The organism is Bradyrhizobium sp. AZCC 2230 (assembly GCF_036924495.1).
Taxonomy (GTDB): domain Bacteria; phylum Pseudomonadota; class Alphaproteobacteria; order Rhizobiales; family Xanthobacteraceae; genus Bradyrhizobium; species Bradyrhizobium rifense.
Genome location: NZ_JAZHRS010000001.1, coordinates 3,019,642 through 3,045,300, shown reverse-complemented (window position 1 = coordinate 3,045,300; position 25,659 = coordinate 3,019,642). Strand labels below are relative to the sequence as shown.

Annotated in this window: 22 protein-coding genes; 12 read left to right on the top strand and 10 right to left on the bottom strand. The window is 63.5% G+C overall.

The window, feature by feature from the left end; genetic code table 11:
- Nucleotides 1–2: 2 nt before the first annotated feature.
- Nucleotides 3–2,381 carry a type II secretion system secretin GspD gene (gspD, locus tag V1280_RS14765; protein WP_334525022.1) on the bottom strand — a complete coding sequence of 793 codons (2,379 nt, stop codon included), beginning with the start codon at nucleotides 2,379–2,381 and terminating at the stop codon, nucleotides 3–5.
- A 138-nt stretch (nucleotides 2,382–2,519) separates the two neighbouring features.
- Between gspD and V1280_RS14760 the strand changes: the two genes are divergently transcribed.
- The 9 genes from V1280_RS14760 (at nucleotide 2,520) to gspM (ending at nucleotide 10,290) form a co-directional block, all read left to right on the top strand.
- Nucleotides 2,520–4,205, top strand: coding sequence for a GspE/PulE family protein (locus V1280_RS14760; protein WP_442895129.1), 1,686 nt, complete (start codon nucleotides 2,520–2,522; stop codon nucleotides 4,203–4,205).
- A gap of 216 nt (nucleotides 4,206–4,421) precedes the next feature.
- Nucleotides 4,422–5,633, top strand: a complete 1,212-nt coding sequence (locus V1280_RS14755) for a type II secretion system F family protein (RefSeq protein ID WP_334525016.1) — start codon at nucleotides 4,422–4,424, stop codon at nucleotides 5,631–5,633.
- Nucleotides 5,634–5,658: 25 nt separating this feature from the next.
- The gene (gene gspG, locus V1280_RS14750; protein WP_148775326.1) at nucleotides 5,659–6,114 is read left to right on the top strand and encodes a type II secretion system major pseudopilin GspG; all 456 of its coding nucleotides are present in this window, start codon (nucleotides 5,659–5,661) and stop codon (nucleotides 6,112–6,114) included.
- Nucleotides 6,077–6,592: a prepilin-type N-terminal cleavage/methylation domain-containing protein gene (locus V1280_RS14745; protein WP_148775325.1), complete on the top strand. Its 516-nt coding sequence runs from the start codon at nucleotides 6,077–6,079 to the stop codon at nucleotides 6,590–6,592. The genes gspG and V1280_RS14745 overlap by 38 nt, the downstream gene beginning before the upstream one ends.
- Nucleotides 6,570–6,968 (top strand): type IV pilus modification PilV family protein, encoded by a 399-nt coding sequence (locus V1280_RS14740; RefSeq protein WP_148775324.1) that lies wholly within the window; start codon nucleotides 6,570–6,572, stop codon nucleotides 6,966–6,968. The genes V1280_RS14745 and V1280_RS14740 overlap by 23 nt, the downstream gene beginning before the upstream one ends.
- Nucleotides 6,969–7,000: 32 nt before the next feature.
- The gene (locus tag V1280_RS14735; RefSeq protein WP_334525006.1) at nucleotides 7,001–7,705 is read left to right on the top strand and encodes a hypothetical protein; all 705 of its coding nucleotides are present in this window, start codon (nucleotides 7,001–7,003) and stop codon (nucleotides 7,703–7,705) included.
- Entirely contained in the window at nucleotides 7,702–8,661 is a 960-nt protein-coding gene (locus V1280_RS14730) for a general secretion pathway protein GspK (RefSeq protein ID WP_334525004.1), read from the top strand. The genes V1280_RS14735 and V1280_RS14730 overlap by 4 nt, the downstream gene beginning before the upstream one ends.
- A 1-nt stretch (nucleotide 8,662) precedes the next feature.
- Nucleotides 8,663–9,700, top strand: coding sequence for a PilN domain-containing protein (locus tag V1280_RS14725; protein WP_334525002.1), 1,038 nt, complete (start codon nucleotides 8,663–8,665; stop codon nucleotides 9,698–9,700).
- Nucleotides 9,697–10,290 (top strand): type II secretion system protein GspM, encoded by a 594-nt coding sequence (gene gspM / locus V1280_RS14720; protein WP_334524994.1) that lies wholly within the window; start codon nucleotides 9,697–9,699, stop codon nucleotides 10,288–10,290. The genes V1280_RS14725 and gspM overlap by 4 nt, the downstream gene beginning before the upstream one ends.
- 10 nt (nucleotides 10,291–10,300) lie before the next feature.
- Here the strand turns inward: gspM and V1280_RS14715 are convergent, their stop codons facing one another.
- Nucleotides 10,301–13,924 (bottom strand): autotransporter domain-containing protein, encoded by a 3,624-nt coding sequence (locus V1280_RS14715; RefSeq protein WP_334524991.1) that lies wholly within the window; start codon nucleotides 13,922–13,924, stop codon nucleotides 10,301–10,303.
- Nucleotides 13,925–14,236: 312 nt separating this feature from the next.
- Here V1280_RS14715 and V1280_RS14710 point away from each other — a divergent pair, with 312 nt between their 5' ends.
- Nucleotides 14,237–14,938: a hypothetical protein gene (locus V1280_RS14710; protein WP_334524989.1), complete on the top strand. Its 702-nt coding sequence runs from the start codon at nucleotides 14,237–14,239 to the stop codon at nucleotides 14,936–14,938.
- Nucleotides 14,939–14,958: 20 nt separating this feature from the next.
- Complete coding sequence (locus V1280_RS14705) at nucleotides 14,959–16,539, top strand: hypothetical protein (protein ID WP_334524987.1); 1,581 nt, start codon at nucleotides 14,959–14,961, stop codon at nucleotides 16,537–16,539.
- 9 nt (nucleotides 16,540–16,548) lie between these two features.
- Here the strand turns inward: V1280_RS14705 and V1280_RS14700 are convergent, their stop codons facing one another.
- The 7 genes from V1280_RS14700 to V1280_RS14670 form a co-directional block, all read right to left on the bottom strand.
- The gene (locus V1280_RS14700; protein ID WP_334524984.1) at nucleotides 16,549–17,757 is read right to left on the bottom strand and encodes a glycosyltransferase; all 1,209 of its coding nucleotides are present in this window, start codon (nucleotides 17,755–17,757) and stop codon (nucleotides 16,549–16,551) included.
- On the bottom strand, nucleotides 17,754–18,521 hold the full coding sequence (locus tag V1280_RS14695) for a class I SAM-dependent DNA methyltransferase (protein ID WP_334524982.1): 768 nt from the start codon (nucleotides 18,519–18,521) through the stop codon (nucleotides 17,754–17,756). Before V1280_RS14695 ends, V1280_RS14700 begins: the two co-directional genes overlap by 4 nt.
- Entirely contained in the window at nucleotides 18,518–19,651 is a 1,134-nt protein-coding gene (locus V1280_RS14690) for a DegT/DnrJ/EryC1/StrS family aminotransferase (RefSeq protein ID WP_334524979.1), read from the bottom strand. The genes V1280_RS14695 and V1280_RS14690 overlap by 4 nt, the downstream gene beginning before the upstream one ends.
- Complete coding sequence (locus V1280_RS14685; protein WP_334524976.1) at nucleotides 19,648–20,094, bottom strand: hypothetical protein; 447 nt, start codon at nucleotides 20,092–20,094, stop codon at nucleotides 19,648–19,650. The genes V1280_RS14690 and V1280_RS14685 overlap by 4 nt, the downstream gene beginning before the upstream one ends.
- Nucleotides 20,095–20,194: 100 nt before the next feature.
- Nucleotides 20,195–21,379 carry a CgeB family protein gene (locus tag V1280_RS14680; protein ID WP_334524973.1) on the bottom strand — a complete coding sequence of 395 codons (1,185 nt, stop codon included), beginning with the start codon at nucleotides 21,377–21,379 and terminating at the stop codon, nucleotides 20,195–20,197.
- Nucleotides 21,380–21,531: 152 nt separating this feature from the next.
- Nucleotides 21,532–21,768, bottom strand: a complete 237-nt coding sequence (locus V1280_RS14675) for a glycosyltransferase (RefSeq protein ID WP_334524970.1) — start codon at nucleotides 21,766–21,768, stop codon at nucleotides 21,532–21,534.
- 257 nt (nucleotides 21,769–22,025) lie between these two features.
- Entirely contained in the window at nucleotides 22,026–23,411 is a 1,386-nt protein-coding gene (locus tag V1280_RS14670; protein WP_334524967.1) for a hypothetical protein, read from the bottom strand.
- Between the two features lie 166 nt (nucleotides 23,412–23,577).
- Between V1280_RS14670 and V1280_RS14665 the strand changes: the two genes are divergently transcribed.
- Nucleotides 23,578–24,567, top strand: a complete 990-nt coding sequence (locus V1280_RS14665; RefSeq protein WP_334524964.1) for a glycosyltransferase family 2 protein — start codon at nucleotides 23,578–23,580, stop codon at nucleotides 24,565–24,567.
- Here the strand turns inward: V1280_RS14665 and V1280_RS14660 are convergent.
- The gene (locus V1280_RS14660) at nucleotides 24,537–25,589 is read right to left on the bottom strand and encodes a hypothetical protein (protein ID WP_334524961.1); all 1,053 of its coding nucleotides are present in this window, start codon (nucleotides 25,587–25,589) and stop codon (nucleotides 24,537–24,539) included. The genes V1280_RS14665 and V1280_RS14660 overlap by 31 nt on opposite strands.
- Nucleotides 25,590–25,659: the final 70 nt, after the last annotated feature.

Here is a 25,659-nt window from a genome sequence, read left to right as displayed (position 1 = left end):
CGTCAGCGCGCGGCCCTGGGCGGGCTGACGGTGACCACGGGATTGCTGGTCCCGACCAGGCGGCCGTTCATCTTGCTGCGCATCTCCTCGGCGATGACATGCGCGTCGACGCCGTCCTTGATGACGGTCGGACGGATGAACAGGATCAGCTCGGTGCGGGCGCGTGCCGTGGTTTGATGTCCGAAGGCGTCGCCCACGCCCGGAATGGAATCCAGGATCGGCAGGCCCTGGCGCTGCTTGTTTTCGGTCTCGCTGATCAGGCCGGCGAGCAGCACGGTCTGTCCGCTCGTCACCGCGATCGAGCTTTTGACCCGGCGCTGCGAGATCGTCGGCGTCAGCGAGTTGGCGCTGCCGGCGGCCACGCTCGAGATCTCCTGCTCGATGTCAAGCACGACATTGCCGTTGGCATTGGCGCGCGGCAGCACGCGCAGGATGATGCCGGTGTTCTTGTAGTCGATGGTGTTGACCACGGTGTTGTTGGCGGTCAGCACCGTCGCGGTGCCGGTGGAGAACGGCACCTGATCGCCGACCTGCAGCGTTGCGGCCTGGTTGTCCAGCACCACCAGCGACGGGTTCGACAACACCTTGACGTCGGTGACACCGTGCAGCGCGTCGAGAATGACGCGCGGTGAGTTCTCCGAGCCGATCAGGAAGTTGAAACCCGGCAAGACACGTCCGAGCAACGCGCCGGAGGCGGCGTTGACGGCGTTGGACGCCGCTTCGACCGCACCGCTGCCAACAGTCGCGGCATTGCTGACGCCCGAGATGGTGTTGGAGATCGAACCCTTCTGGCTCGCCAGGAAGAACTGCACGCCATAGTTCAGCTGGTCGTTCAGCGTCACCTCGGCGATCGTCGCCTCGATCGCGATCTGGCGCTGCGGCCGGTCGATCTGGCGGATGGTCTGCTCGACGATGCGCTGCGCGTCCTGGTTGGCATAGACGAGAACGGCATTGTTGGTGACGTCGGCGGTGATCCGCACGTTCTGCAGGATGCCGTTGACGCCGGACTTCGAGCCATTGCCGTTGGGACCGCCGAAGCTGTTGTTGTCCTGCGCCGGCGTCGCGGATGCTGCCGGAGCGGGGCGGGTGCCGAGCGCTGAGCCTGCCGGTCCGGTCACCGGCGTCGCGGCGCCTGAAGCGGCGGTCGGCAGCGCGCTCAGTGAGGCGACAGGATTGGTTGAGGTCGACGTCGAAATCCCCGCACCGGGGGCGACCTGGCTCGACGCGCTGTCGAGCGTCGAGCTGCTCGCCGAGCTCTGGCTGAACAGCATCTCGTTGAGCATCGACACGACCAGCTTGGAATTGCCGTAACGCAACGGATAGGATTTCAGGTTCACGCCATCGGTATCGGAACGGTCGAGCCGCGCAATCCAGGTCTGCGCGCGCTTCAGATATTCCGGCTTCTGGCTCACCACGAGGATCGAGTTGAGCCGCGCGATCGGCTGGAGCTTGATGACGTTCTGCCCCATGCCGCCTTCGCCGGAATCCATGATCTTCTCGATCTCGGCGATGACAGGCTCGGGCGAGGAATTGCGCACCGGGAAGATGCCGACCGATTGTCCACGCATCCAGTCGGCGTCGAATGACAGAATTGTGTCAACCGCGGTCGCACGGTCCGTTCCGCTGCCGCTGACGATCAGGGTGTTGCGGGAACTGTCGGGGCGCATGGTCGAGGCCTTCACGCCGAAAGCATCGAGCAGCTTGAAGATGTTTTGCGCCGACGTGTAGCGTAACGGCACAACAGTGATGCCCTGGCCGGCTTCGGTGCTCGCCGAGCGGTCGATGCCGCCGGGGCCGGCTTCCGGTGCCGGCAGCAGGCGATAGCCGGTGCGGTCGCGCACCAGCGCCACGCCGGACATGCGCAGCGCATTCTCCAGCACGTAAATCGCGTCCGCCTTCGGAACCGGACGCACCGAGGCGAGTGTGACAGTTCCTTGTACGCGCGGATCGATCGTGTAGCCGACATTGAGCACGTCGCCGAGGATCACCTTGGCCACGGTCGCGACCGGCGCATTCTCGAAATTGAGGTCATACCCGCTGCCGCCGCCATCGTCGCGCTCGGCCAGCGCGCCGCCTTGCGGTGCACCATCGCTCAGATAGATCGCGGGTTTCGACGATCTCGGCTGGCCAACGCCGGTTGCCCCCGCATCCGCAGATTGCCGGGGCTGGAGATCGAGGCCGCGGATCTTGTCGACAATGTCCTGGGCGCGCGGGTCCTTCGGGTCCGCTTCGACCGACTGATCGGCTGTGACGATGCAGGCAGTGAGCAGGAAGGCGGACGACAACAGGACGAGCGTTCCAGTCAACGCTGAGCGCAGGCGCAAAAGCGGCTGGACCACTTCAAACAAGATACGCCTACCAACGCTACGAGAAAAAAGCATCCGATCCCCCTTGGCTCGGACGCGCAATAATTTGCCGCACGATTATGTTTTTGCTAAGAAATAAGTCAAGGGCAAAGGACCTTCCGTGCTCCATCGAAGCTGTTGTATTCAAGTAACAAGGTCAACGCCGTGAATGCGATGCGCGACCGTTCCGCCGATAGCTTCAGGCAGCATCTCCTGGAAAAATATTCACTGCCGCCGCGAGCGCATGTCCGTGTCGAACGGTCAGCCAATCCAGCGCTGACGCGTCCCCTGCGCGAATTTTGGGAGGCGACCGATCTGTCGGCGGCGGAATTCGCCGACGAGCTGTCCGATTATTTTGCTCTGCCGCGGATGAGTCTTCCGCAACTGCTCACGACCACGCCCCGCCTCGAGGGTTTTTCGCGGCGATTTTTACGAGAATCCACCATCTTTCCCTTTGGCGCGCCCGATGGGGGATTTCGCCTGGCTGTTGCCGATCCCTCCGACACGGCGGCCATTCGTGCCGCCGAAATCGTGTTCGGAACGCCGGTCGATGTCGTCGTAGCGTCATATGAGGACATTACGACGGTCTTGGATCAGCGAACCGATGCCGACGATGCGAATGCAGACCAAAGCACCGGCCGCGCGGGGCAGTCCGACGACGACATCGAGAGCCTGCGCGATCTCGCCAGCGGTGCGCCCGTGGTGCGCGCGCTCAACGATCTGTTGGAGCGCGCGGTCGATCTGCGTGCCAGCGACATCCATGTCGAGCCGTTCCGCGCTGGTCTCGTAGTGCGCATGCGCGTCGACGGCTTGCTGCGCCCGCTACCGTCGCCGCACGGCATCCCGCCGCAGGCGCTGATCTCGCGCGTCAAGATTCTCGCCAGCCTCAATATCGCTGAAAGGCGCTTGCCACAGGACGGCGCGGCGCGTGTCCGCGTCGGACGCAGCGAGCTCGACGTTCGTGTCGCCACTATGCCAACGCAGCATGGCGAGAGCGCAGTGATCCGCCTGTTGCCGCGAGACCGCGGCCTGCTGGAGATGAGCAAGCTCGGGCTCGGCGCGCGCGACGAGAACGTGATGACGCGGCTGCTCGCGATGCCGCACGGCATGATCGTGGTCACGGGTCCGACCGGCAGCGGCAAGACCACGACGCTTGCCACCATGCTGTCGATCCTCAACGAGCCGACGCGCAAGATCCTCACCATCGAGGATCCCGTCGAGTACGAGATCCCCGGCATCAACCAGTCCCAGGTCAAGCCGTCGATCGGCCTGACCTTCGCGTCCGCCATGCGCTCTTTCGTGCGCCAGGACCCCGACGTGATCATGGTCGGCGAGGTCCGCGACGCCGAGACCGCGCATATCGCGATCCATGCCGCGCTCACCGGCCATCTCGTGCTGACGACGCTGCACACCGAGACCGCGGCTGCCGCCGTGCCGCGCCTGATCGATCTCGGCATCGAGGGTTTCCTGCTCAAATCGACGCTGCGCGCGGTGGTGGCGCAGCGGCTGGTCCGCATGTTGTGCGACCGTTGCAAGGTACCGCACGCGCTGACCGAGGCCGATCTGGCCAAGGATCCTCGGTTTGCCGTGATCGGCTTCAAGTGCGGCGAGGTCGTGCACGAGGCCGGCGGCTGCGAACGCTGCGGCGGCACCGGCTATCGCGGCCGCAACGGCGTGTTCGAGATCCTCGAAATGTCCGACGAGGTCCGCACGCTGATCGGGCCGCAGACCGACTCCCACTCCATCGACGCCGCCGCGATGCGGGGCGGCATGACGACGATGCTCGAGGATGCGGTCGCAAAATGCCGTTCCGGGCTGACGACGGTGCCCGAGGTCTTCCGCGTCACGACGGTGCGGTAAAACATGATGAGATTTGGTTCAAACGCTGCAACGAGGGAGGTGCGCTCCCTCCCCCGCTTGCGGGGGAGGGTTGGGGAGAGGGTATCTCTGCAATCGAGAACCCCCAAGAGGAGAGAACCCCCACCCGCGCCTGCGGCGCGACCTCTCCCGCAAGCGGGAGAGGTGCACCGACCCCGCGGTCAATCGATTCAACTCAAGCTCATGCTGCGCTAACCCATGCCGAATTATCGCTATCGCGCGCTCAATGCCAACGGCGAACTGATCTCCGGGGCTATCGCCGCGCCGGCGCCGGGCGACGTGGCGCAGCGGATCGAGCGGCTCGGCCTGGTGCTGGTCGACAACGTCGCGCCGGAGGAGGGCGGCGCGGCGCGTGGCGCGCTCAGCCTCTTCAACAGGCCGACGGCCGAGGACGTCACCATCTTCACCCGCGACCTCGCGTTGCTGCTGCGCGCCGGCGCCCGCATCAATGACGGGTTGGAGCTGCTCGCCGCCGATCCGGATTTCGGACGGCTGAGGTCCGTCGTCGCCGACATCCGCGCGCGCGTCGTCTCCGGCGAGAGCTTTGGCGAGGCGCTGGCGCGGCATGAGGGGTTGTTTCCGCCGATGTACATCGCGCTGGTGCGGGTCGGCGAGGCATCGGGATCGCTGGACCAGGTGCTAGAGGTGCTGGCCGGCGAACGCGCGCGCGGCGAGGCACTGAAGCGACGCCTGACCGATGCGATCCGCTATCCCATTTTCGTGCTCGGCGCGGCCGGATGCGTGCTGCTGTTCTTCCTGACATTCGTGCTGCCGCAATTTGCCAGCGTCTTGCAGGATTTCGGTGCCAAGGTCGATCCGATCGTCGGCGTATTCCTGAACATCTCCACGTTCCTGCGCGGCAATTCAGAGGCAGTGCTGGCCGGGCTTACCGCCACGATCGCCGCTGCGTGGTTGCTGTTGCGTCAGGAGCGCGTCCGCAGCGCAATGACCAACGCGATCACGCGGTTGCCGGCGATCCGCAACGTGATGCGCGCATATCGCACGGCGCTGTTCTGCCGCAATCTCGGCCTGCTGCTCGGCAGCGGCGTCAACCTCACCACAACGTTGCGCATCCTCGTCGACATGATGGCGACAACCGGATCGTCGACGGTCTGGAGCGATGCTGCCGACCGTGTCCGCCATGGCTCAAAGCTCTCCGATGCGCTCGCCGAGACCGAGGCGTTGCCGCCCATGGCGGTGCGCATGTTGAGATTGGGCGACGAGACCGGGCAACTGCCGATGCTGTCCGGCCGGGTCGCCGAATTCTACGAGGCCAAGCTGCAACGCACGCTCGACCGTGCAGTCGGCATTGCCGGGCCTGCGGCAATCATCGCGATCTCGCTCGTTGTCGGCGGCCTGATCACATCGGTGATGACGGCGCTGATGTCGGTGAGCCAGATTGTCGGTTAGGCGGATGTAATGGGAGGGGCATGAAGTGACCAGATATCCATCGTCAAGGCGACGCCAGCGGCGCGTCCCCCGCGGAGAGGCCGGCTTCACCCTGGTCGAAATGCTCGTCGTCATCACCATCATCGGCATGATCATGGCGCTGGTCGGGCCGCGGGTGTTGAACTATCTCAGCGAGTCCAAGGCCAAGGCGGCGAAAATCCAGATCGAGAGTTTCTCCAGCGCGCTTGATCTCTATTATCTCGATCTCGGCCGCTATCCGACGTCGAATGAAGGTCTCACCGGGTTGACGCGCAGCAACAATCAGGCCGGTTGGAACGGACCTTACTTGCGCGGTGGTGTGGTGCCGAACGATCCCTGGGGCCACGTCTATGTCTATCGTTCACCGGGCGCGAGCGCTCCCTACGAGATCATCTCGCTCGGATCAGACGGTCAGGAAGGCGGCAGTGGAACGGCAGCCGATATTGTCAGCGGCGCGCGCTGAGCTGGTTCGTGACGTGCGGACGCAAGCCTTCGATGCGCGAGGCTTCGCGCTGATCGAGATCCTGTGCGTGCTTGCAATCATCGGCCTGCTCGCGGCGATCATTCTGCCGGCAATTCCGCACTCGACGACGCGGGCAAAGCTCGAGAGCTACGCGGTCGAGACCGCGGCGCTGCTGAAGTCCGATCGCAACAGCGCGCTGCGCCGCCAGGTCAGGGTCGCAACCCAGGTCGACGCGGAGGCGCGCGCGATCCGCTCGGGCGTCACCGGACAGACCATCCGCCTGCCGCGCGACGTGGTCATGCAGGCGACGCTGGCCGCGCGCTGCGCTGATCGCGCCACGGGGCGGTCGATCGATTTCTTTCCGTCGGGCATGTCGTGCGGCGGGACGATCGCGCTGGCGCGGCCCGGAATGGGTTACGAGGTGCGCGTCAACTGGCTGACCGGAGGCGTCGAGATTGTCCCGCAGAAGCTGCTCTGACGGCGCCGCCGGCTTCACGCTGATCGAGGCACTGGTCGCGCTTGCGATCATCGCCATCGTGCTCGGAACCATCGGCTCGGTCATCGCCGTTACGACCAAGGGCACGCGCTCGATCGACCAGCGCCTGGCGCTGGCCGGCACGGCCGAGACGTTGCTTGCGGATTTGCCGGCGCGCGGACTGCTGAAACCCGGCCGGCAGAGCGGGCAGCTCGCCGGCAGCCGCTGGCGCGTCGATATTGCGCCGATGAATGTTGCCGGCGGCGATCCTGCTACCGATCGCTTCGTGCCACTGGCGGTCAATTTGCGCCTCCAGCGCGCCGACGGCAGCGCGATCCAGGTCACGACGGTGAAGCTGGTGCCGAGGTCGACGCAATGATCCGCGCCAAGAGATGGGTCAAGGAACGCGTCATGAAGCGCCTGCACCACGGGCTCGCTTCCGAGGCGGGCTTCACCCTGCTCGAAGTGCTGCTGGCGACGCTGCTGATGACCGTGATCCTGGCCGCGCTCGCGACTGTGACGGCACAGTGGCTGCCGAACTGGAATCGCGGCATTGCGCGGGTGCAGCGCGCGGAGCGCCTCGCCACAGGGCTCGATCGCATTGTTGCCGATCTCTCCGTCGCCGAGCAGATGACCGTGAACGGCGACGCCAAGGTGCCTCTGTTCGACGGCGCCGAATTGTCGGTGACTTTCCTGCGCACCGCGCTCGGCCCGAGCGCGCGTCCGGGCCTCGAATTCATCCGCTTCATCGAGAAGGCCGACGCGCAGGGGCTGGCGCTGGTGCGCGAGCGTGCGCCGTTCCAGCCGATGCCGACCGACGGGCAGATCCGTTTCGTCGACCAGGTGGTGCTGATCCGCGCGCCGTTCCGCATCAGCTTCGCCTATGCCGGGTCTGACAGGCAGTGGCAGCCGACCTGGCATGGTCAGTCGCAATTGCCCGAGCGCATCCGCATCACGGTGCGCGACGGCGCCACCGGCCAGGTGCTGGCGGTTTCAGCCGCGGCGTTGCCGCATATCAATGCGCCGGCCGAATGCGCACGGGCCAAGAATCCGACGACCTGCGTGGCGGGCACAAAGCCGCAACAGGCGGAGAAGAAAGAGGAGCAGCAGCTGTGAGCACAGCGGCGCAAGATCGGGAAACACTTGGCCGAAAAACACTTGGCCAGAAAACGCTTGGCCAAAAAACATTTGGCGACGACCGCGGCTTCATCGTCATCGTGGTGCTCTGGATGCTGGCTGCGCTTGCCACGCTCGCGCTGATCTATCTGACCTATGTGACCAACACCGCGGTGACGGTCGCCGTCAACGCCGACCGCTTGCAGGCCGATGCATTGATGAACGCGGGGCTCGAGCTCGCGGCCTATCGGCTGACCGCGCAAAGCGAGGCGACGCGCCCGACCAGTGGCACCTTCAATGCCCGGGTCGGCGCGGGAAGAGTGGCCGTGACGTTCCGCTCGGAGGCCGCGCGCATTGATCTCAACATGGCGCCGAAAGCCGTCCTCGCCGGCCTGATGATAGGGCTCGGCGTCTCCGCGTCGGATGCGCCTGACTACGCCGACCGGATCCTGGCGTGGCGGTCGTCGGCAGAGACAGGCCAGGACAATCCGGAGGATTCCTACTACCGCACGCTCGGCGCGCCCTATCTGCCGCGCCACGCGCCGTTTCCGCACAGCGACGAGCTGTGGCTGGTGCGCGGCATCCCGCCGGCGGTGATCGAGCGCGTGCTGCCCTTCGTCACCGTGTTCAGCAACATGCGCACCGTGAACGTGCTGGATGCCGCGCCGCAGGTGGTCGCGGCGCTGCCGAATATGACGCCGGAGACCCTGCAACGCCTGCTGCGCGACCGTGCCGATCCCAGCGTGGACCCGCGGTCCCTGGTCGGGCTCGCCGGCAGCGCTAGCGCGACGATCGACGGCTCGAAGGCCTACCGCGTGACGGTCGCCGCCGAGGCGCCGTCGCATCGGCAGAGCTCGGCCGAGGTCGTCATCCTGCTTCTCGAAAGCGGCGATGAGCCCTATCGTGTATTGTCGTGGCACAACGCCTTCGACGGCTCTGCCGGAAAGCCTCTGTGAGATGAGTTCGCTCAATTCCCTTCGCGCGATCTTCGATGTATGGACCGGCACGGTGGCCGGTGCTGCGGTGGCCGGACTGGAGCGAATGGTCTCGCCGCGCCTGGTACGGCTGGTCGAAGGCGAGACCGGCGCGTTCGCGCTGGAGGCTGCGAAGCCGGAGAACGCGCCGAAGGAGATCGCGTTCGACGACGGCAGGTTCACCGGCGCCAATCTCGCACCCATCGTCCGCGGCTGCCGCGTCGAGATCGTGCTGCGGCCGGCGCGCTTCCTGTTCCGTCCGCTGGAGCTGCCGGCGCGTGCGGCCGATTTCCTCGACGGCATCGTGCGGGCGCAGATCGATCGGTTGACGCCGTGGAGCGCGGGCGATGCCGTGTTCGGTTGCAGTGCGCCGGTGGCGCAGGGCAGCGAGGGCATCACCACGATGATCGCGGCCGCACCGCGCCGGCTGGCGATGGGTTATGTCGAGGCAGTGTCCGGATTTCATCCGTCCGCGATCGCGGTTCTGACCGAGCCGGCCGAGGGCGGCCGCATCAAGGTGTTCGAGCAGAAGTCGCGCGGCGCGATCGACCCGGTGCGGTTGAGCCGGATGCTGCAGGCGGTGCTGGCCATCGCCGCGATCGCCGCCGTTCTCGGTTCGATCGGCGCGGGCTATCTGGCCGACAGTTTGAGCGCGCAGGAGAGCGAGCTCGAGCAGCAGATCACCCAGCGCCGCGCCGCGATCCGCGGCATTGACGGCGGGGAGCGCTCGCCGCTGGCGCTGCTGGAGCGGCGCAAATACGACACGCCGGCGAGCGTGATCGTGCTGGAATCGCTGAGCCGTCTTCTGCCCGACCACACCTATGTCACCGAGATGCATCTGGCCGGCAACAAGGTCCAGATCGCCGGCATCACCCGCGATGCGCCCTCGCTGATCCCGCTGATCGAGCAGTCCCAGCATTTCACCCGCGCGACCTTCTACGCCCCGACCACGCGCAGCTCCACCGATCCCGGCGAGCGCTTCCACATCGAGGCGCAGATCGAACCGAGGAATGCGCCATGAGCAAGATCATGAGCAGCGGCGGGATGGCAAGCGGAAACGCGGTTGCGCGGTGGCTGAGCGGCTCGCCGCTGATCGCGGTCACGCTCTACCTCGCGGTGACGGCCGGGCTGTTGCTGATGGCGGGCCTGTCGATCGCCGACGTCATCGCCCACCGCCAGGCCCTGGCGCAGACCTCCGACCTGCTCGATCAACTGCGCGGCCGCAAGGGCGCCGCCAAGAATGCCGCGGCGATCTCGGCCGAACATCCGGGCACGCCGTTCCTGGAGGGCCCGACCGTGACGGTCGCAGGCGCCAATTTGCTGCAGCGGGTTGCGGCCGCGGTCGGCAATGTCGGCGGCTCGGTGCAGTCCTCGCAAGTCGACGTCTCGGGCGCGCAAGTGAAGGACGGCTTTGTCGGCCTCGTCGTCAGCTGTGAGCTGGAGCAGCCCGCGCTTCAGAAGGTGCTCTACGATCTGGAGGCCGGCATGCCGTTCCTGTTCGTCGACCAGCTCGACGTACAGGTGCCGCAGGCCACCGCGATGAACGAGGCCAGCACCGGCCGCGTCAGGGTGATCTTGGGTGTTTCCGGTCAGTGGCAGGCGGGGAAGTAGGGCGGCCTGCTCACCAGCTGTATTTGAACACGCCCTTGCCGGAATAGCTGTTGACGTTGCCGGAAAACTCGCCGTCGAAGGTGCCGGCGAGGGAGAAGCCGTTCAGCCATTTCATCTCGGCGCTGGCGCTGACAAGCGCGGAATCGGCGTCGGCCCTGGCGCCGTTTACGGCGAAGCTCGCGCCCGGCAGGGTCTGGAACAGCGCGGTGACGGCGCGGCTCGGATTGTAGTCATGCGCCCAGGCGGCGCGGCCGCGCAGGGTCAGCACGCCGTTCTGCATCGCGTAGGATTTGTCGGTGCGCAGGCCGAGCTCGGAGCGGGTGTCGGTCAGCGACTGCGCTGCATAGTTCAGCGCGAACAGGCCGCCGCCATTGAGGCTGACTTCGGAATAGTTCGGCAGGTTGAAATTCGTCACCTGCGCGGCCGCATAGGGCGTGATGCCGATCAGCGGCGTCGTGAAGCGATAGCCGCCCTCGAAGCGGGCCGAGAAGGTGTCGGCCTTGAACCGGCCCTGGAGCTGGTCAGTGCCGGCCAGCGCCACGGTGCGGTTGGTGGTGGCGTCGTGCCAGCCATAGGCCAGCGCGGCGGCGATATAGGCCGGGCCGAAATTGTGCCGGCCGTAGACGCCGACCTGGAACAGGTCGGCGGAGCCCGCGCCCATGGCGTTGGCAAGCGAGTAGTTCAGCCCGCCGCCGCCGAGCGAGAAGCCGACGAGCGTATCCAGCGAAATCCTGTAGTCGGCGCCGGCCGCACCACCCCAGACCCGCGCGGTGAGGTCTTGCGAGCCGACCGCGGCATTGCCGCCGACCTGCGCCGAACCGCCATAACCGGCCGCCCAGACGCTCCAGCGATTGATCGGCTGCGACGACAGCAGCGGCGCCTTGGTCGCCATCGCGTAGGCCTCGCGCTCGCGCGGCGTGGCGGGGCGCATCGGCGCGGTATAGGCGGACGCGTCGTCGCTCTCGGCGAATTGCGCGACGCTGCCGGCCTTCGTGAAGCCGCTCGAGCGTCCGACGACGGTCGGATCGAGCATCAGGTTGAGGAACTGGCCGTCGGCGTTGATCGCGGACTGGATGATGCCGGTGCCGAGCTCGCCCGAGGCGGTGGTCAGCCCCGCAGGCGTCAGCGCGGCGAAGGCGGCGGGAATGCTGCCGGTCGAGTTGAAGAAATTGGTCAGCGTATTGGCGACGTTCTGCTGGTTGACGGTAAGGCCGCCGCCGCTCGGCGTGAAGTTGACGCCGATATTGAGGAACACATTGTTGTTGTCGTAGCTCAGCGTCGCGTTGAGCGACGGCATGTTGGAGACAACGGCCGAATTGAAGGCCGTGCCGCCGAGGCCGCTGGCTGCCGTCAGGATCGTGTACTGCTTCTTGACGGCGCCGGAGCCGAAGATCGCGCTCACCGTCGCGCCGCCGAGCGTGGCTGCGCCCGTGACGTTGGCGAGGCTGGACGTGGCGGAGGAGAGCTGCACCATATAGGTCGAGGCCGCGGTGAAGCTCAGCGATCCGTTGATCGTCAGCGTCCCGGTCGGGCTCGCCGCGCTGCCCGGCGCAAGCGTGCCGCCGTTGACCGCGACACTACCGACGCTGCCGGTGCCCGCAAGCGTGCCGCCTGCATTGACGGTGGACGCGCTCACGATCGAGCCGTCCACCTCCAGCTTGCCGCCGTTGACAGTGGTCGCGCCGGTATAGGTGTTGGTGCCGGACAGCGTCTCCGTGCCGCCGGCCATGGTGAGGCCGCCGCCGGCGCCGCCATCGTCGATGACACCGGCGAAGGTGCCGTTGCCGTTGGTGATGGTCAGCGTGTTGGCGCCGAGATTGACGTTACCCGAACCCGACAGCGACTTGATCGAGGTGCCGGCGCTCATGGCCGAGATGTCGAAGATGCCGTTGGCGATGACGTTGGTCGAAGTCGCGATGCTGCCATCGCTGCCGCCAAAATTGATGAGGTCGAGCTCGCCGCCGCTCGCGATGGTCGTGGTGCCGGTATAGGTGTTGGTGCCGAACAGCTGCTGCGTGGCGCCGTTGGCGATCACGACGTTGCCGCCTGTGCCGCCCGCGATGCCGCCATCCTGAACGACGCCGCCGAAGAAGCTGCCACTGGTGATCGTCAGTGTCTTGGATCCGAGTGCGACGATGCCGTCAGCGGTGAACGAGACCAGAGCGTTCACAGAGGCGCCGGAGGTTGTTTGCGAGATGTCGAACGTACCGCCCGCGCCGGGCGTGAACGTGACACTCGCCGAGTTCGCGATCGATCCGCTGCCCTTCAGCGCCAACGTCGCGCCCGCATCGATCTGGGTCGTATTGGAGTAGGTGTTCACACCGGAGAGGGTCTGCGTTCCGCCGCCGACCTCAAATCCACCAGTGCCCTGGATCACACCGGCGAACTCGGTCGAGCCGTTGGTGATGAACAGCCCCTTGCTGCCCATGTTGACGACACCGCTCGAGCTGCCGGCGAGCGTCGTGATCGCGGCGGCTGACGGGGTAATCGCCGAGATGTCGAACGTCCCGTTCACCGTGACAGAGCTCGAGCTGGAAATGTCGCCGAATCCCGACAGCGCCAGGGTGCCGGCCGAGATCGTCGTCGCCCCCGTATAGCTGTTGCCGCCTGTCAGCGTCAGCGTGCCTGTACCGACCTTGGTCAGTCCGCCGTCGGTGCCGGAGATCATGCCGTCGACCTGGGTCGAGGTGTTGAGGCTGCCGGTGGTGAGCGTGTTGGCGCCGAGCACGTAATTGCCCGCGCCTTCGATCGACCCGGACGTCATCCCGCCGCTGGTCAGGCCGGAGATATCGACGGTGCCGCCGGCATTGGTGATGAAGCGGGCGTTGCCACCGGTCGCATTGTCCACGAAATTCGTGGTTGCGGCGTTGTTGGTGGTGATCGTGGCATTGCCGGCGGTGGCGGAGCCATCGAAGGTCACCGTGCCGTCGTTGGTGATGGTCGCGCCGGCGGCGGTGGTGTTGCTGTGGAAGTTCAGCGTCGCTCCCGCGGTATTGCCGATCGTCGCGGTGCCGGCCGAGGCATTGGTGAAGAAATCGATCTGGCCGTTGAGGTTGTTGGTGATGTTGGCGCTGCCGGCCGAGCTGGAATCCTCGAACGTGACAAAGCTGTTGTTGATGAGGCTTACCGTGCCGGCCGTGCTGTTCTGGATGAAGTTGACGGTGCCGCCGGAATCGTTGGTGATGGTCACGGCCCCGGTGCCGCCGCTCGCGGTGCTGCTGTTCTGAAACACCAGATTGTTGCCGGAGGTGACCTCGAACGTCTGCGTGTTGCCCGAATTGTTGATGATGCCCGCCGCGTTGATGATGAACGGGTTGAACAGCGTGAACGAGTATGCCGGCGCGATGCTTGTGAACTGCAGCGTGCCGATCGTGACGATGCCGTTGAAGTTGTTGATCGTGGTGGTAGCGGTGTTGGCGAACGTCGCGGTCCCGTCCGGCACGCTCGGATTGGACGACCAGTTGGCGGCATCCGTCCAGTCGTTGCTGAAGGTGCCGGTCCAGTTGGCGTCCACGGCGGCGTGCGCGGCGACGACGCCAAGCGCCGTTGTCGCGAGCAAGGTCGCCAGCGAGTGACGGACGACAGAGCGCAGCCGGCCAGCCATCCTTCCACGCGACATTGCCGGTCCAGCCATTGGGTCTTCTCAAATCGACAAAGAAAATCAGCAACTTATGCGTGTGGTGAAGCCGCTTGCCGATGCCATAATCCATAGCGTCGCGGCGTCCTGCAATGAATGGAAGTTCATTTGCGTTGAGTTCCATGCCGTTTCGTTTGCAATTTCGAGGATCGTGGCCGTTGGGCAACATTTTCATGCGCTGCAACAACGCTGAAAGCCCAGTTTCTCCAATCCGGTAGAACAAGTCGGACGCGGGTTGATCGTGAGGCCTATCAGAACTAGTTTGCTGCCTCTGGCTTGCCGCGCGCTGGCCGATCGCAGGGGAGTTCGATGTCCGGGTGGCTGAGATCGGTCGGATTGACTGTATTTTGCGCGGTCCTCGGCATCACCGAAAGCGTAGCGGCGACCTCGTCGCGCATGGACATCCTGTCTGACGATGCCGCCAGCGGTCCTGCCGAGAGCGTCGATGTCGGTGCGGTCAGACCGATTGCCCGACCCGCGCCGGCAACGAGCAAGCCTGCGCCTCGCGGTAATCCGCTCTGGTCGGTGCCGCTGTCGGCGCTGACCGGGACCCAGGAGCGCCCGATTTTCTCGGCGACGCGGCGGCCGCCGCCGCGCGCGGTTGCAGCTGCTCCGGCCGAAGAGGCCCGAACGCCGCTGCCGCCGAAGCCGGTCGACGCGCCGCCACCGCTGATGCTGGTCGGGGCCGTGGTGGGCGAGGGTGACGCGATCGCGATCCTCGTCAACCGCACTGACCAGAAGATCATTCGGCTGCGGCAGGGCGAATCGCTGGACGGCTGGTCGCTGGCCTCGGTCCAGCCGCGCGAGGTGACGCTCAAGCAGGGCGATCGCAGCGAGGTGCTGGCGCTCCAGCGGCCAGAAGCCGCGTCCGCTCCTGCAAGCGCGCCCGGGATGGCAGCCGCTTCCGCGGATGGCAGCGGCCAGCTGACGATGCCGACCGCGGGCGGCCCGTCGTTCGCGCCCTTCGTGCCGCAGTCCACGCCCAAGAACGGCCAGCCGGACGGGCTCTGAGCTGCCGGGAAGGATGCGGTTTGACCGACACGCAGACTGACGCGCCCGGCAAGGCCGAGGGTGCGGGCGGACCCGGCGGTGCCGGGCGGGCCCGCCGGCTCGTTCGCGGCTGGTCGGCGAATCTGGTCCAGATGGTGTTGGGCCTGACCCAGCAGTTGCTGCTGATCCCCGCATTCCTGCACGTCTGGAGCGGCGATGTGCTGGCGGCGTGGCTTGCGATCTATGCCGCCGGAAGCCTCATCATCGTGGCGGATGCCGGATTGCAGTTTCGCGCCATCAATCGGTTTCTCGCCTTCAAGTCCTGCGCCGATTGCGACGGGCGTACGGCGAGCGTCTATCACGGGATGCTGCGGATCTATTTTGCCATCGTCGTCGGGCTCGGCGTCCTGCTCTGCGTGGCCGAGTATCTCGCGCCGCCGTCGGCCGTGCTCGGTTTTCACGCGATGCCGACATTGGACGCGGCGATGCTGGTGATGACGCTGGGAACGCTCCTGAGCTTGCCGGCCAACCTCTGCTCCGGCCTCTATCGCGTCCGCGGCCTTTATGGCCGGGCCGTGTGGCTGCAAAACGCCGCACTGCTGCTTGGCCAGATCGCGCAGCTGGTCGCGCTCGCCATGTTCGGAAGCCTGCTTGCGGTGGCGATCGCCTTCGTGTCGGCACAGCTCCTTTTCACGATCTTCATCGTCGGCTTCGACGCGCCGCGCCGTTTTCCGTTCCTGCGCCGTGCCGCAAGGTCGCCGTTCATCTCGCCATCCTGGCGCTGGAGCATCGGCCAGTTCGGCCGCGCGCTGCCCTTCGCGATCGCCAACATCACCGAGCTTGCGCTCGTCAACGTTCCGGTCCTGCTGGTCTCCGCGCTCGTCACCGATCGCGTCGCGGTGGTGCAATGGGGGCTGACGCGCGTGATCGCGAGCCTGGTGCGTGGGCTATGTCTCCAGACCGCCCTGCCGCTCGGTGCCGAGCTCGGGCACGATTACGCAATCGGTGACAAAGAGCGGCTCCGCCGTCTTTACGCTCATGGATCGGTGTTCGTCACCGGGCTTGCGTGCCTGACCGTCGCGGGCTTTCTGCCGTTCTGGCCCGATTTCTTCGCACTGTGGACCCATGGCAGCATCCCCTATGACGGGCTGCTTGCGGTGACGCTGCTGCTCGGCTCGGCCGCGGGCGCGCCCTCGCTGATGGCGCTGGTCTTTGCCAATCATAGCGATCGCGGCGTGCTGCTGATCCGGACCAAGGGGCTGCAGTTCGTCGTATTCCTGCTGCTGGCCTTCGTCCTGATACCGAGGCTCGGACCGCTCGGCGCAGCGCTTGCGGTGGTCGCGAGCGACGTTCTCGTTCAGTTCGGGCTGCTCACGCTGGTGATCATATGGCAGACCCTGCGCCACCCGCTCAGGCACGTGGCGTTCCTGATGCTCACGGCCGCGGGGATCGTGGCACCCGGCTGGCTGATCGGGCTCGCAATCACAGCACTCCTGCCGGGGAGCGGGCTCGTGCATTTCGTCCTGGAGTGCGTGATCTGGATGGTGGTGGTCGGCGGGCTTGCAAGCCCGCTATTGAATACCGCGCTGCGCGAGCGGCTGCGGGCGCTGGTGCCGGCGTAGCCGATGATCTCAGCGTGCGGTCAGCGCCAGCCGGTGCTTCAGCCGTTCCAGATGGCGGGCGAATTCCCGGTGGCCGGCCTTGGTCTCCTCGGCAAACTGCGCGAGCCGAAGATGTCCGGCCGCACTCAGGCGCGCGCGCGTGCCCTCGGCGCGGAGACTGACGATGGCGTCTGCGAGTGAGCGCGGGTCGTCATAGTCGAACAGGATCGCAGCGTCGCCGGCCTGCGCCTTGAAGGCTTCCGGATAGATCACAGGTGTGCCGACCGCCCAGGCCTCGAGCGGCGGCAGATTGGTCGGGCCGAAATAGGTCGGCATCACCAGCGCCGATGCGCCGCGGTAGAGCGCGCCGAGTTCGGCGGATTCGACGAAGCCGATGATGGAGATCTGGTCGGACAATCCGTAGGTGCCGATCGAAAGGTCGATCTTGTCGCGACCGCTGCGGTTGGAGCCGCACAGCACCAGTCGCTCGGTGATGCCGCGTTCGCGCAACAAAGCGAGCGCGGCAAGCAGCGTGACGTGGTTCTTGTGGGGCCAGAACTGCGCCGGATAGAACAGATAGCCCGGCTCGAGCCGGTATTTCGCCAGCACGGCAGCATCGGCGGCGGCATCGGGCGCGGACTTGCTGACATAGGTCGATGGCGAGAACGGGATGCAGATCGCGCGCTCCCGTTCCATGGCATAGCGGCGGCAGAGATCATCGATCAGCTCGGACGCATTGACGATCACCGCGACCGCCTTGGTGCTGGCCAAGCGAAACAGGATCTCGCGGCGCTCGAATTCGCCGAAGGTGCGCACTTCCGGAAACTCCGGCGCGTCGCGATGGCAGCCGTCGAAGATCGTGATGATGAACGGCAGTTCGTGGAGCAGCAGGTGCCGCTTCGAGGTCGAGGTGAAATGCACGACGTCGATCCCGTCGCGGATCAAGGCGCGCTCGAACGGCGATTTGAGCTCCAGCGCGATCTGGACGAGATCGAACGGGCCGCAATATTTGAGAAACAGGAAGAGATAGTCGGACACGCCGAATTTGCGCAAGCGCCCCTCGACACCGAACTCCTTCAGGATCTCGATCGTCTTCGGATAGGGCGAGTACACCACGATTTCGTTGCCGGACTGTGCCGCCCAGTCGCGCAGCCAGAGCAGATCGTTGAGCGGTTGCTGAAAGCCGCCGCCGACGTCGAGGGCCTGCTCCAGCATCACGGCAAAGCGCAGCGGTCTCACGGCTTGCCGGCCCTTCTAGCGACGGCGTAGGCGGCCCAGATCTTCGAGTGCGGGGCGCCCTGCGTCAGCCATGCGGCGTGGTCGGCCGGCTCAAAGCCGCTCGCCGCGAGCGCCGCGTCGATCTCGAACGGAAACCAGTAGCGCATGTGGTGCGCTTCATCGACGCGACGGATCGTGGCGCGATCGGTGTCCTCGCAGAACAGCGTGTAGTTCACCGTGACGGTCGCCGCCTGTTCGTCGTGATCGGATTGCGCAATCCGGGTCAGGCGCAGCGGCTTCTGCTCGATCACCTTGACGCGCGTCTCGACACCTTGCGCCAGCACGGCGCCGCCATACCAATAGTCGAAGAAGAAGATACCGCCCGGCTTCAGCGCGGCATGCGCCGTGCGAAACATCGCCGCCAGTGCTTCGCGGCTGGTCTGATAGCTGGCCACATGGAACAGTGACACCACCACATCGTAGTCGCGTTCCGGGCCGGTCTCGCAGGCGTTGCCCTGCCGGAACGGAATCGAGAGCCCGGCTTGCGCGGCGCGCGCCTTTGCGCTCGCGATCATCTCATGGCTGAGGTCGATGCCGGCGACAATCCAGCCCTGGCGCGCAAACGCCAGCGCGTGCAGTCCGGTGCCGCAGCCGAGATCGAGCAGCTTTCCGGAGGAAACGCCGTGGTCGCGCAAGCGTGCTTCGACGAACGATGTCTCGGCCGCGTAATCCTTGTCCTGATAAAGCAGGTCATACCAGGGCGCGTAGTCGGCGAACACCGTCACGCCAGAATCTCCCTGAGCGCCTGCGCGGAGCGTGCGATCTCGTCTTCGGTCAAGGCAAGTCCGCTCGGCAGGTAAAGACCGCGACGGGCGATGTATTCCGCGTTGGGATGGGATTCATCGCGCATCAGGCCCATCCGGCGCAGCACCGGCTGCTCGTGCATGCACCAGAAGAACGGCCGCGTGCCGATGCCCTTTTCGCCGAGACGGCGCATCGCTTCCTTGGCATCGAACGGCACGCTGTCGTCCAGCACGACGCCGTAGACCCAGTAGATATTGTCGGCATAGTTGGTGCGGGCGACCGGGCGACGAATGCGGTCGACACCGGCGAGATGCTCGTCATAGAGCCGGCCGATCCGGCGCTTGAGCTCGACCGTGCGCGGCAGGCGCTCGACCTGGGCGACGCCGAGCGCGGCCTGGAGGTTGGTCATCCGCGCGTTCCAGCCGAACTCCTCGTGGACGAATCGCTGCTGCGGCTGGAAGCAGAGATTGCGATAGCCTTGCAGCCGGTCGGCGAGTGCGTCGTCGTCGGTGAGGATCATGCCGCCTTCGCCGGTGGTGACATGCTTGTTGGGATAGAAGCTGAAGGTCGAGACGTCACCGAAGCTGCCGCAGGGCGCGCCACGATAGGTCTGACCGTGCATCTCGGCGGCGTCCTCGATCACCTTCAGATCATGCTTGCGCGCAAGCGCCATGATCGGTTCGAGATCGACCGGCAGGCCGTAGATGTGCACCAGCATGATCGCGCGCGTGCGCGGCGTGATCGCGGCCTCCACGCCCTCGACCGTCATGTTCCAAGTCGCGGCATCGCAGTCGACCCCGACGGGGACCAGGCCGGCGCGCACGATCGCTGAGGCGCAGCTGATGATCGTGAAGGTCGGGATGATGACCTCGGAGCCTTCCTCGAGGCCGAGCGCATGGACGGCGATGTCGAGCGCGACCGAGCCGTTGGTCACCGCGATGCCGTAGCGCCGTCCGGCGGCTTCCGCCATCGCCTGCTCGAAGCGCTTGATGAACGGTCCTTCCGACGAGATCCAGCCGGTGCGGATGCATTCTGCGAGATAGTCGGCCTCGTTGCCGTCGAGCAGCGGCGTGTTGACGGGAATGAACGGCGCGGTCACCGGCGTCGTCACAGATTTGGACCCTTGATCCGAATTTCCGACGGGGCGACTTCGGCAAACCTTGTCTTGTCGTTCTCGCCGGAATAGGGGCCCTGCTTGATCTCGAACATCTCGACCGGCTCGAGCACGTGGAAGCCGTGGGCGCCGCTGCACAGCAGGATGATGTCGCCGGCGCCGAGCACGCGGCTCTCGAGGTATTCTTCCGCGACCGTGTAGAAATCGACCTGGAGCTTGCCCTTCTGAATCAGGAGCACTTCCTGGGTATAGTGCACCTCTCGCGTCACCTTGTTGTGGCGATGCGGCTCGATGCTCTTGCCCTCCGGATGGCTCATATAGGCGAGCTGCTGGGACAGTTCAGGCGACGAAAAGAAGTGGATACCCGGCTCGCGGAACGAGGCGCGCACGATGATCGCATAGAGCTGGTCGCCGAATCGAACATGTTCGACGTGTTCCATCTGAGCCTCGACAAAAAACGCTGTAATTGTAGTAACATAGCGTCACGCAGGAACACTTTGGCCATTTTGGCCGGGACCGTCAAGGGCGCGTCGGCGGCCCCTATTTGTGGCCGGCGAGCTGCAAGATCGTGCTCACGCGTTGGCGGAACGTATGGGTCGAAAGCGTGCGTGCCTGTCCGGCTGCGGCGATCGCCATGCGCGCAGGCTCATCGTTGAGATAGCGATCGATCAGCGCGATGCAGTCGTCGGCCGAACGCCAGACAGCGACCTCGCGGCCGGGCTCGAACAGCGTGTGAAGATTGTCCTTGAAGTCCGTGAGCAGGAAGGCGCCGATACCGGTTGCTTCGAACAGGCGCGCATTGCCGGCTTCGGGTCCGGCCATGTCGATATGCGAGTTGAGCGTCACGCGCGAGGCTCGCAGCGCCTGATACATGTCCACGCCCCACACCTCGCCCTGGTAGCAGCGATGAAGCGGTGACGAGGCGGGCAGCGTATGCAGTCCGCTGCCGAACAGTTTGAGATCGTAGCGCTGCGCGACAGCTTCCAGCTGCGCCACGCGCTGCTGGTGATCGGCCGATACGGCGCCCACGAACGAGACGTCGATGCTGCGCGCTGGTGCAGGCGGAAGAACGTCGAGGATCGCAGGCTCGAATCCGAGATGGATGACCTCCGAGCGGGCGCCCTGTTGGCGAAAGAAATCCACCACCGCGGCGATTTGCGAGATCAGCAGATCGTAAGCCGACCAGTCTTCACCGCGCGAGGGCACGATCCCGACCTGGCCGACCATGGTGGGGCGGCAGATCTGCTTGATCCGGCGCACCAGGCGCGTGTCGACATGGAACAGATCCTGGTTGAGGATCAGGTCCGGCTTGAAGTCCTCGATCTGCGCCAGCAGGATCTGTTCGGACTGCGCGTCGAGGCGCGGGCTCAGACCGATCTTGCGGGCGAGCGGCCTCAGCACCGGCTTGAACGGTGCTACGGCGCGCTGCAGCCAACCGGGAATGGCGTCGCGCGCGGAAGGCGCATTGGGTGGCGGCGGGGCTGCGACGGCGAGGCTATGTTCACGCGCCCAGGCCGCGCGCATCCATGGGTTGTTGACATGGATGTCGGCGGCGACGTGTCCGAGGCCTGCAAAATTGCGCGAGTAGAAATCGGCAACGCCGAACAGGCTGGCGTTCCGCGCCGCCATCTGCGAGGCATATGACGCATTTTCCAAGTCCGGCTCGCGCCGATAAAGCCAGGACATGAAACGCGGATAGTCCGCGTTCAAGACGAGGACGCGCATCGCTCAGGGCTTTCCTTCGAAGTTCCTCCGTCGTGCACATAGCAGAGCAGTGAGCGCACGGAAAACGAAAACTGCAACTGATCTGCTGGCCCAACCCGATTGCATTGGTCTCATGCCGGAGGCAGCTAACCGCTCCTGAGGGCGATTTAGCGTTACTCTGCATTCGGGGTTAGCTCAAAACTTCCGTCGGCGCTTTCGTAGGCTTTCAGCATGGCTTGGGCGATTAGTTTGGGGTCGTGCCATCGCTCTACGAAGCGACGCGATGCAAGACCGCAGTGGGACCATTCAGATCGTCGATCAAGAATTGCAGCCATGTCCTCAACAAGATTTTCCGGATTGAGTTGGTTGAGGGGTAAATCACGTCTCATTGCTTCCGGCACAAACTTCATGTCGCTATCTCTTACATAGCAAACGACTGGTTTGCCCATTGGCATCACTTCAACCGCAAATCCTCCGTACCATCCGGCTAGCACCTGGTCGATCGCCGGATCCGCAGACTCGCGCAAGCGAGGTGGGGCACAAGATGGTGTCCAACGAAGCAACAAGGCCATCCGTCACCCAATACACGGGGTTCATCACTCATCTGACGAGACTCAAACACGCCGCCGCAATGGCCGGCCGCAAGGCTTATGACAAATCCCGATCGCTAACCAACGAGAGCAGTTTCGCGTGGTTGAAGTTCGAAAATTGTGCGTGGGGTAAGGTACCACAATAAAAACAGGAACCCGAGGCCATGCGTGAGTAATGTGGTCGCAAGCGGGACATTGAGAAGAATCTGAGGGATGATTGCCCCGGATAACAGGATGAAATTTGGCGGCAGGTCGGCAGACAAACGATTGCCGAGGGCTATGACCAGCCCGCATATGAAGACGGCAAACGGTGCGTACAACATACCAACGGACGCAATACCTTCCGTTGCGAATGGCGATGCGTTAAAATAACCGAGCTTGTAAGCGTCTTGCATTACTATGGATAGCTGATCTTGATAGGGACAACCCATCACTCGCTTCAACGGCGACATTTGGCAAAAATATGTGAGGTCATGCGTGGCGAAAAAATCATGGTAGACGTCCATCGCGACCGATGGGATTGCTATCATCCGAAAATTCACGAGGGAAAAATACGACGCGACATGTTGCCCGAACAGGCTGATCAATAGGATTCCTGTTAAAAGGGGAACAAGCAGTGACAGGATAACCGCTGCTCTCGCTTTGACCCATTTCAAGAGTATCAGCAGCGCGACAATCCAGCAGGGAGCAAAGAGCGCGAGCTTGCTGTAGGTAATTGGATAAAAGAAGACCAGGAGAACGATGATTGCAGCCGAACGCCAATAGGCCCTGCGCGCAACGAAGCCTGCGAAGGCAAACGGCAACAACGTGCTGGACGTTATACCGACTAGATATCGCAATAACGCCGGAGATTCCATTTTACTACGATATTCATAGATGTGCTCGATGCCAACAAATTGAAAGCTATAGGTGGAGCTTATTGCAACCGTCACAACGCCCAATAAAAAAAACGATGCCAGCAGCCGATCAAATGCCCTCTCCGACAACGCATAAGTCTGCCGGATCGGTGAAACGACAAACAAGGCGGGCAAAAGAAATGCGGCGGCTGACGCAACGGCAGACAACTGCGCCAGCGGGTGGTTATAGTTCAAGTCAGAAAAGCACGCGATCCAGAGATAACCGAGAACCATCGTGTAGAAATAAAATCCGATAAAGTAACCGATGCTGAATCTGGCGAAAGCAAACAGGGGCGCAAAAAGGGTAAAAACCGCGACAACGAGAATGGCGACGTATAGTCGTGACGGGTCATATCTGATATGAAACACGGTTGGGTCTAAGAGGTGGGGGATGCGATCGTTCGCGAGATAGACCAGCGAGACGCAGCAAAGTACGATGTGAAGGCCGATGAGAATCCCAAGCCAAAAACGTTCTTGAGTGCGCCGATCCTTATCGGCTATATGCCGTTGTTCGTTAGTCGGCTGGGAACTCATACTAGTGAGATAGCTCAACCGAAAAAGGCGCACGTCCTACTCCGCTATACGTCTGTCAGTGCGAGGGGCCCGCGTCGGTTATCTTTGGGTTTCCAGGATCAGCTACTTTCAAGCGGGATCTTGTATTGTCGGAACAAGGCCCTGTCGAGCCACAATATGACGATGACGCGCAAAAGGATTATGAGCGGGGCCGTCCGGGATGCCGCTCGTCCTCACAACCTTAAAAATAGATCAGGGCGATATCCAAGGCTTTTCAATCGTGTCCGTTGCGCAACCTAAAATTGTCATCCTGCTCGCGAGCAGAAATGGTGCTGAGTATTTGCAGCAGCAACTGGATTCCTTTCGCGCCCAAAGCTATTCCAACTGGGAATTGCAGGTCTCTGACGACGGCTCAACGGACAGCACGATTGATGTTCTCAAGGCCTTTGCTGAAAGCATCCCTCAACCTGTTACAATCCGACAAGGGCCGAGGCAGGGCTTTTGGCAGAATTTCATGTCGCTGGTTCGAAACGGTGAGATCGTTGGCGATCTGTTTGCCTATAGTGATCAGGATGACATTTGGTTTTCGGATAAGCTTGCGAGGGCCGTGGCCTGGTTCGAAACGCGCGATCTTGGTCAGCCCGCCTTATATTTCACTAGGACCGAACTGATCGAGGCCGACGGTACTTCAAGAGGATATTCACCACTCTTCTCCCGGTTGCCAGGGTTCCAGAATGCACTGGTACAGAATATCGGCGGCGGCAACACGATGGTTTTCAATGCGGCCGCACGGCATTCGCTTCGCGCCACACCGGTTGATGCATCGATTGTGGCTCATGATTGGTGGACCTACCAGGTCACCACCGGTGCGGGCGGTGTCGCGCATTATGATCCGCGACCGAGCCTGCAGTATCGTCAGCATGGAGAGAATCTGATCGGTGCCAATGTCGGCTTACGCGCACGTCTGATCCGGCTACATGCTTTTGCTGGTGGTCGTGTTGTAATGTGGAACGAGATCAATTTGAAATTGCTGGACCGTATGCGATCTATGCTAACCCGTGAAAGTATCGCCACGCTGGACTTTTACACCAGCGCGCGGCGGGCGGTGTGGCCGCGGCGGCTCTGGTTGGTGTGGCGATCGCGCGTGTATCGTCAGCGTAGAGTTGAGACCCTCGGCCTCTATCTTGGTGCATTGTTCGGCAAGTTGTGATCTGAAAGCGAAGCCGAATGGTCTTCGCCCCAAGTAATCGAGGCAAATGCATTGCGTTCCTGTTTGGTCATCCTATCGAACGCGCGTGTCTGATTGTCATGAATGAGCAGGTTGGCCTGATCCTCAAGGCGGAATGTACGGCTCCGCGGCCAGTCGCCGACATCGTAGCCCTTTCCGTCGCGCCCGACGACGATGGCTTGCTTCCCTTTGCGTAGCATCTGGCGCGTAAGGCTATCCGGCCCGAATTCGTAGAGATAGGCCTCCGTTCTGGTTAATACAGCTGATGCTCCCGAATTCAAAAATATGTGTCGATCGATTATGAAAGCATTGGTGCGCAGATGCGCGTTGGGAAAATCTGGCATTGCTTGGAAGTAACTGTATGTTCCTTCGGCCTTCGTCTCCCGTACCCAAAAGGCTTCAAACTCGGCTTCCGAGTTGCTGACGCTTTTGGATTTCTCAGCAGACGTAAGAAGTCTCGCGATCAACTTGTTCACCAAATATCTAGAAAATTTCTTAGGAAGTATCCTGCGCACGAACTGGAAGGCTCCCCGAAGTCGAGTTGGCGACGGAAAAAATCTTGGCTGTGCAAGGAACAGTCGCTTCTTCAAGCGGCGCATGCTTGCGCGAGGGCTTTCGTAAGAGCCAGTAGCACCCGCGATCCCCACTCCAGGTCTGTCAAAAACAGCTCGTAGTTTAGCGAGCCAGTCGTCGGATGCGATCTCGGAGAACGTATTGAGACATACGATGAGCCTGTGCGGTAGAAGCGCGGCAGCCGCGGCATATGAGGTTATGTCGACTCCGTCGTCCGGCAAAGAGATGGCCGCGGGGAGGTAGCGCGCAAGGAAGAGATCGATCTTTTCGTCAGGATTGCCTTTGCGAAGCAAAATGAAATCGTGTGGTGCGCCCGCTTGGTGCCGTTCATACGATTTGATAAAAGTCTGAATCGGCTTCGTACCCTCGGCATATCGTGCGAGATAAATAACCGCTAGATCGGAGGTGCCGGGCGTTGATTGGTCGGTCATTTGAATCGTGCAGTCGGGCCCGTGTGTTCTGTCCGGAATAGGCGTCCAACACCTTGTCGATCCTACTCCA

What these genes read in the sequence shown, in the direction of transcription:
- V1280_RS14760 (WP_442895129.1), top strand. Translation starts at nt 2,520, where the DNA reads ATGCGCGACCGTTCCGCCGATAGCTTCAGGCAGCATCTCCTGGAAAAA.
- V1280_RS14685 (WP_334524976.1), bottom strand. Translation starts at nt 20,094, where the DNA reads ATGGAACACGTCGAACATGTTCGATTCGGCGACCAGCTCTATGCGATC.
- V1280_RS14755 (WP_334525016.1), top strand. Translation starts at nt 4,422, where the DNA reads ATGCCGAATTATCGCTATCGCGCGCTCAATGCCAACGGCGAACTGATC.
- V1280_RS14660 (WP_334524961.1), bottom strand. Translation starts at nt 25,589, where the DNA reads ATGACCGACCAATCAACGCCCGGCACCTCCGATCTAGCGGTTATTTAT.
- V1280_RS14725 (WP_334525002.1), top strand. Translation starts at nt 8,663, where the DNA reads ATGAGTTCGCTCAATTCCCTTCGCGCGATCTTCGATGTATGGACCGGC.
- V1280_RS14675 (WP_334524970.1), bottom strand. Translation starts at nt 21,768, where the DNA reads ATGAAGTTTGTGCCGGAAGCAATGAGACGTGATTTACCCCTCAACCAA.
- gspD (WP_334525022.1), bottom strand. Translation starts at nt 2,381, where the DNA reads ATGCTTTTTTCTCGTAGCGTTGGTAGGCGTATCTTGTTTGAAGTGGTC.
- V1280_RS14715 (WP_334524991.1), bottom strand. Translation starts at nt 13,924, where the DNA reads ATGGCTGGACCGGCAATGTCGCGTGGAAGGATGGCTGGCCGGCTGCGC.
- V1280_RS14680 (WP_334524973.1), bottom strand. Translation starts at nt 21,379, where the DNA reads ATGCGCGTCCTCGTCTTGAACGCGGACTATCCGCGTTTCATGTCCTGG.
- V1280_RS14710 (WP_334524989.1), top strand. Translation starts at nt 14,237, where the DNA reads ATGTCCGGGTGGCTGAGATCGGTCGGATTGACTGTATTTTGCGCGGTC.
- V1280_RS14735 (WP_334525006.1), top strand. Translation starts at nt 7,001, where the DNA reads ATGAAGCGCCTGCACCACGGGCTCGCTTCCGAGGCGGGCTTCACCCTG.
- gspM (WP_334524994.1), top strand. Translation starts at nt 9,697, where the DNA reads ATGAGCAAGATCATGAGCAGCGGCGGGATGGCAAGCGGAAACGCGGTT.
- V1280_RS14665 (WP_334524964.1), top strand. Translation starts at nt 23,578, where the DNA reads ATGCCGCTCGTCCTCACAACCTTAAAAATAGATCAGGGCGATATCCAA.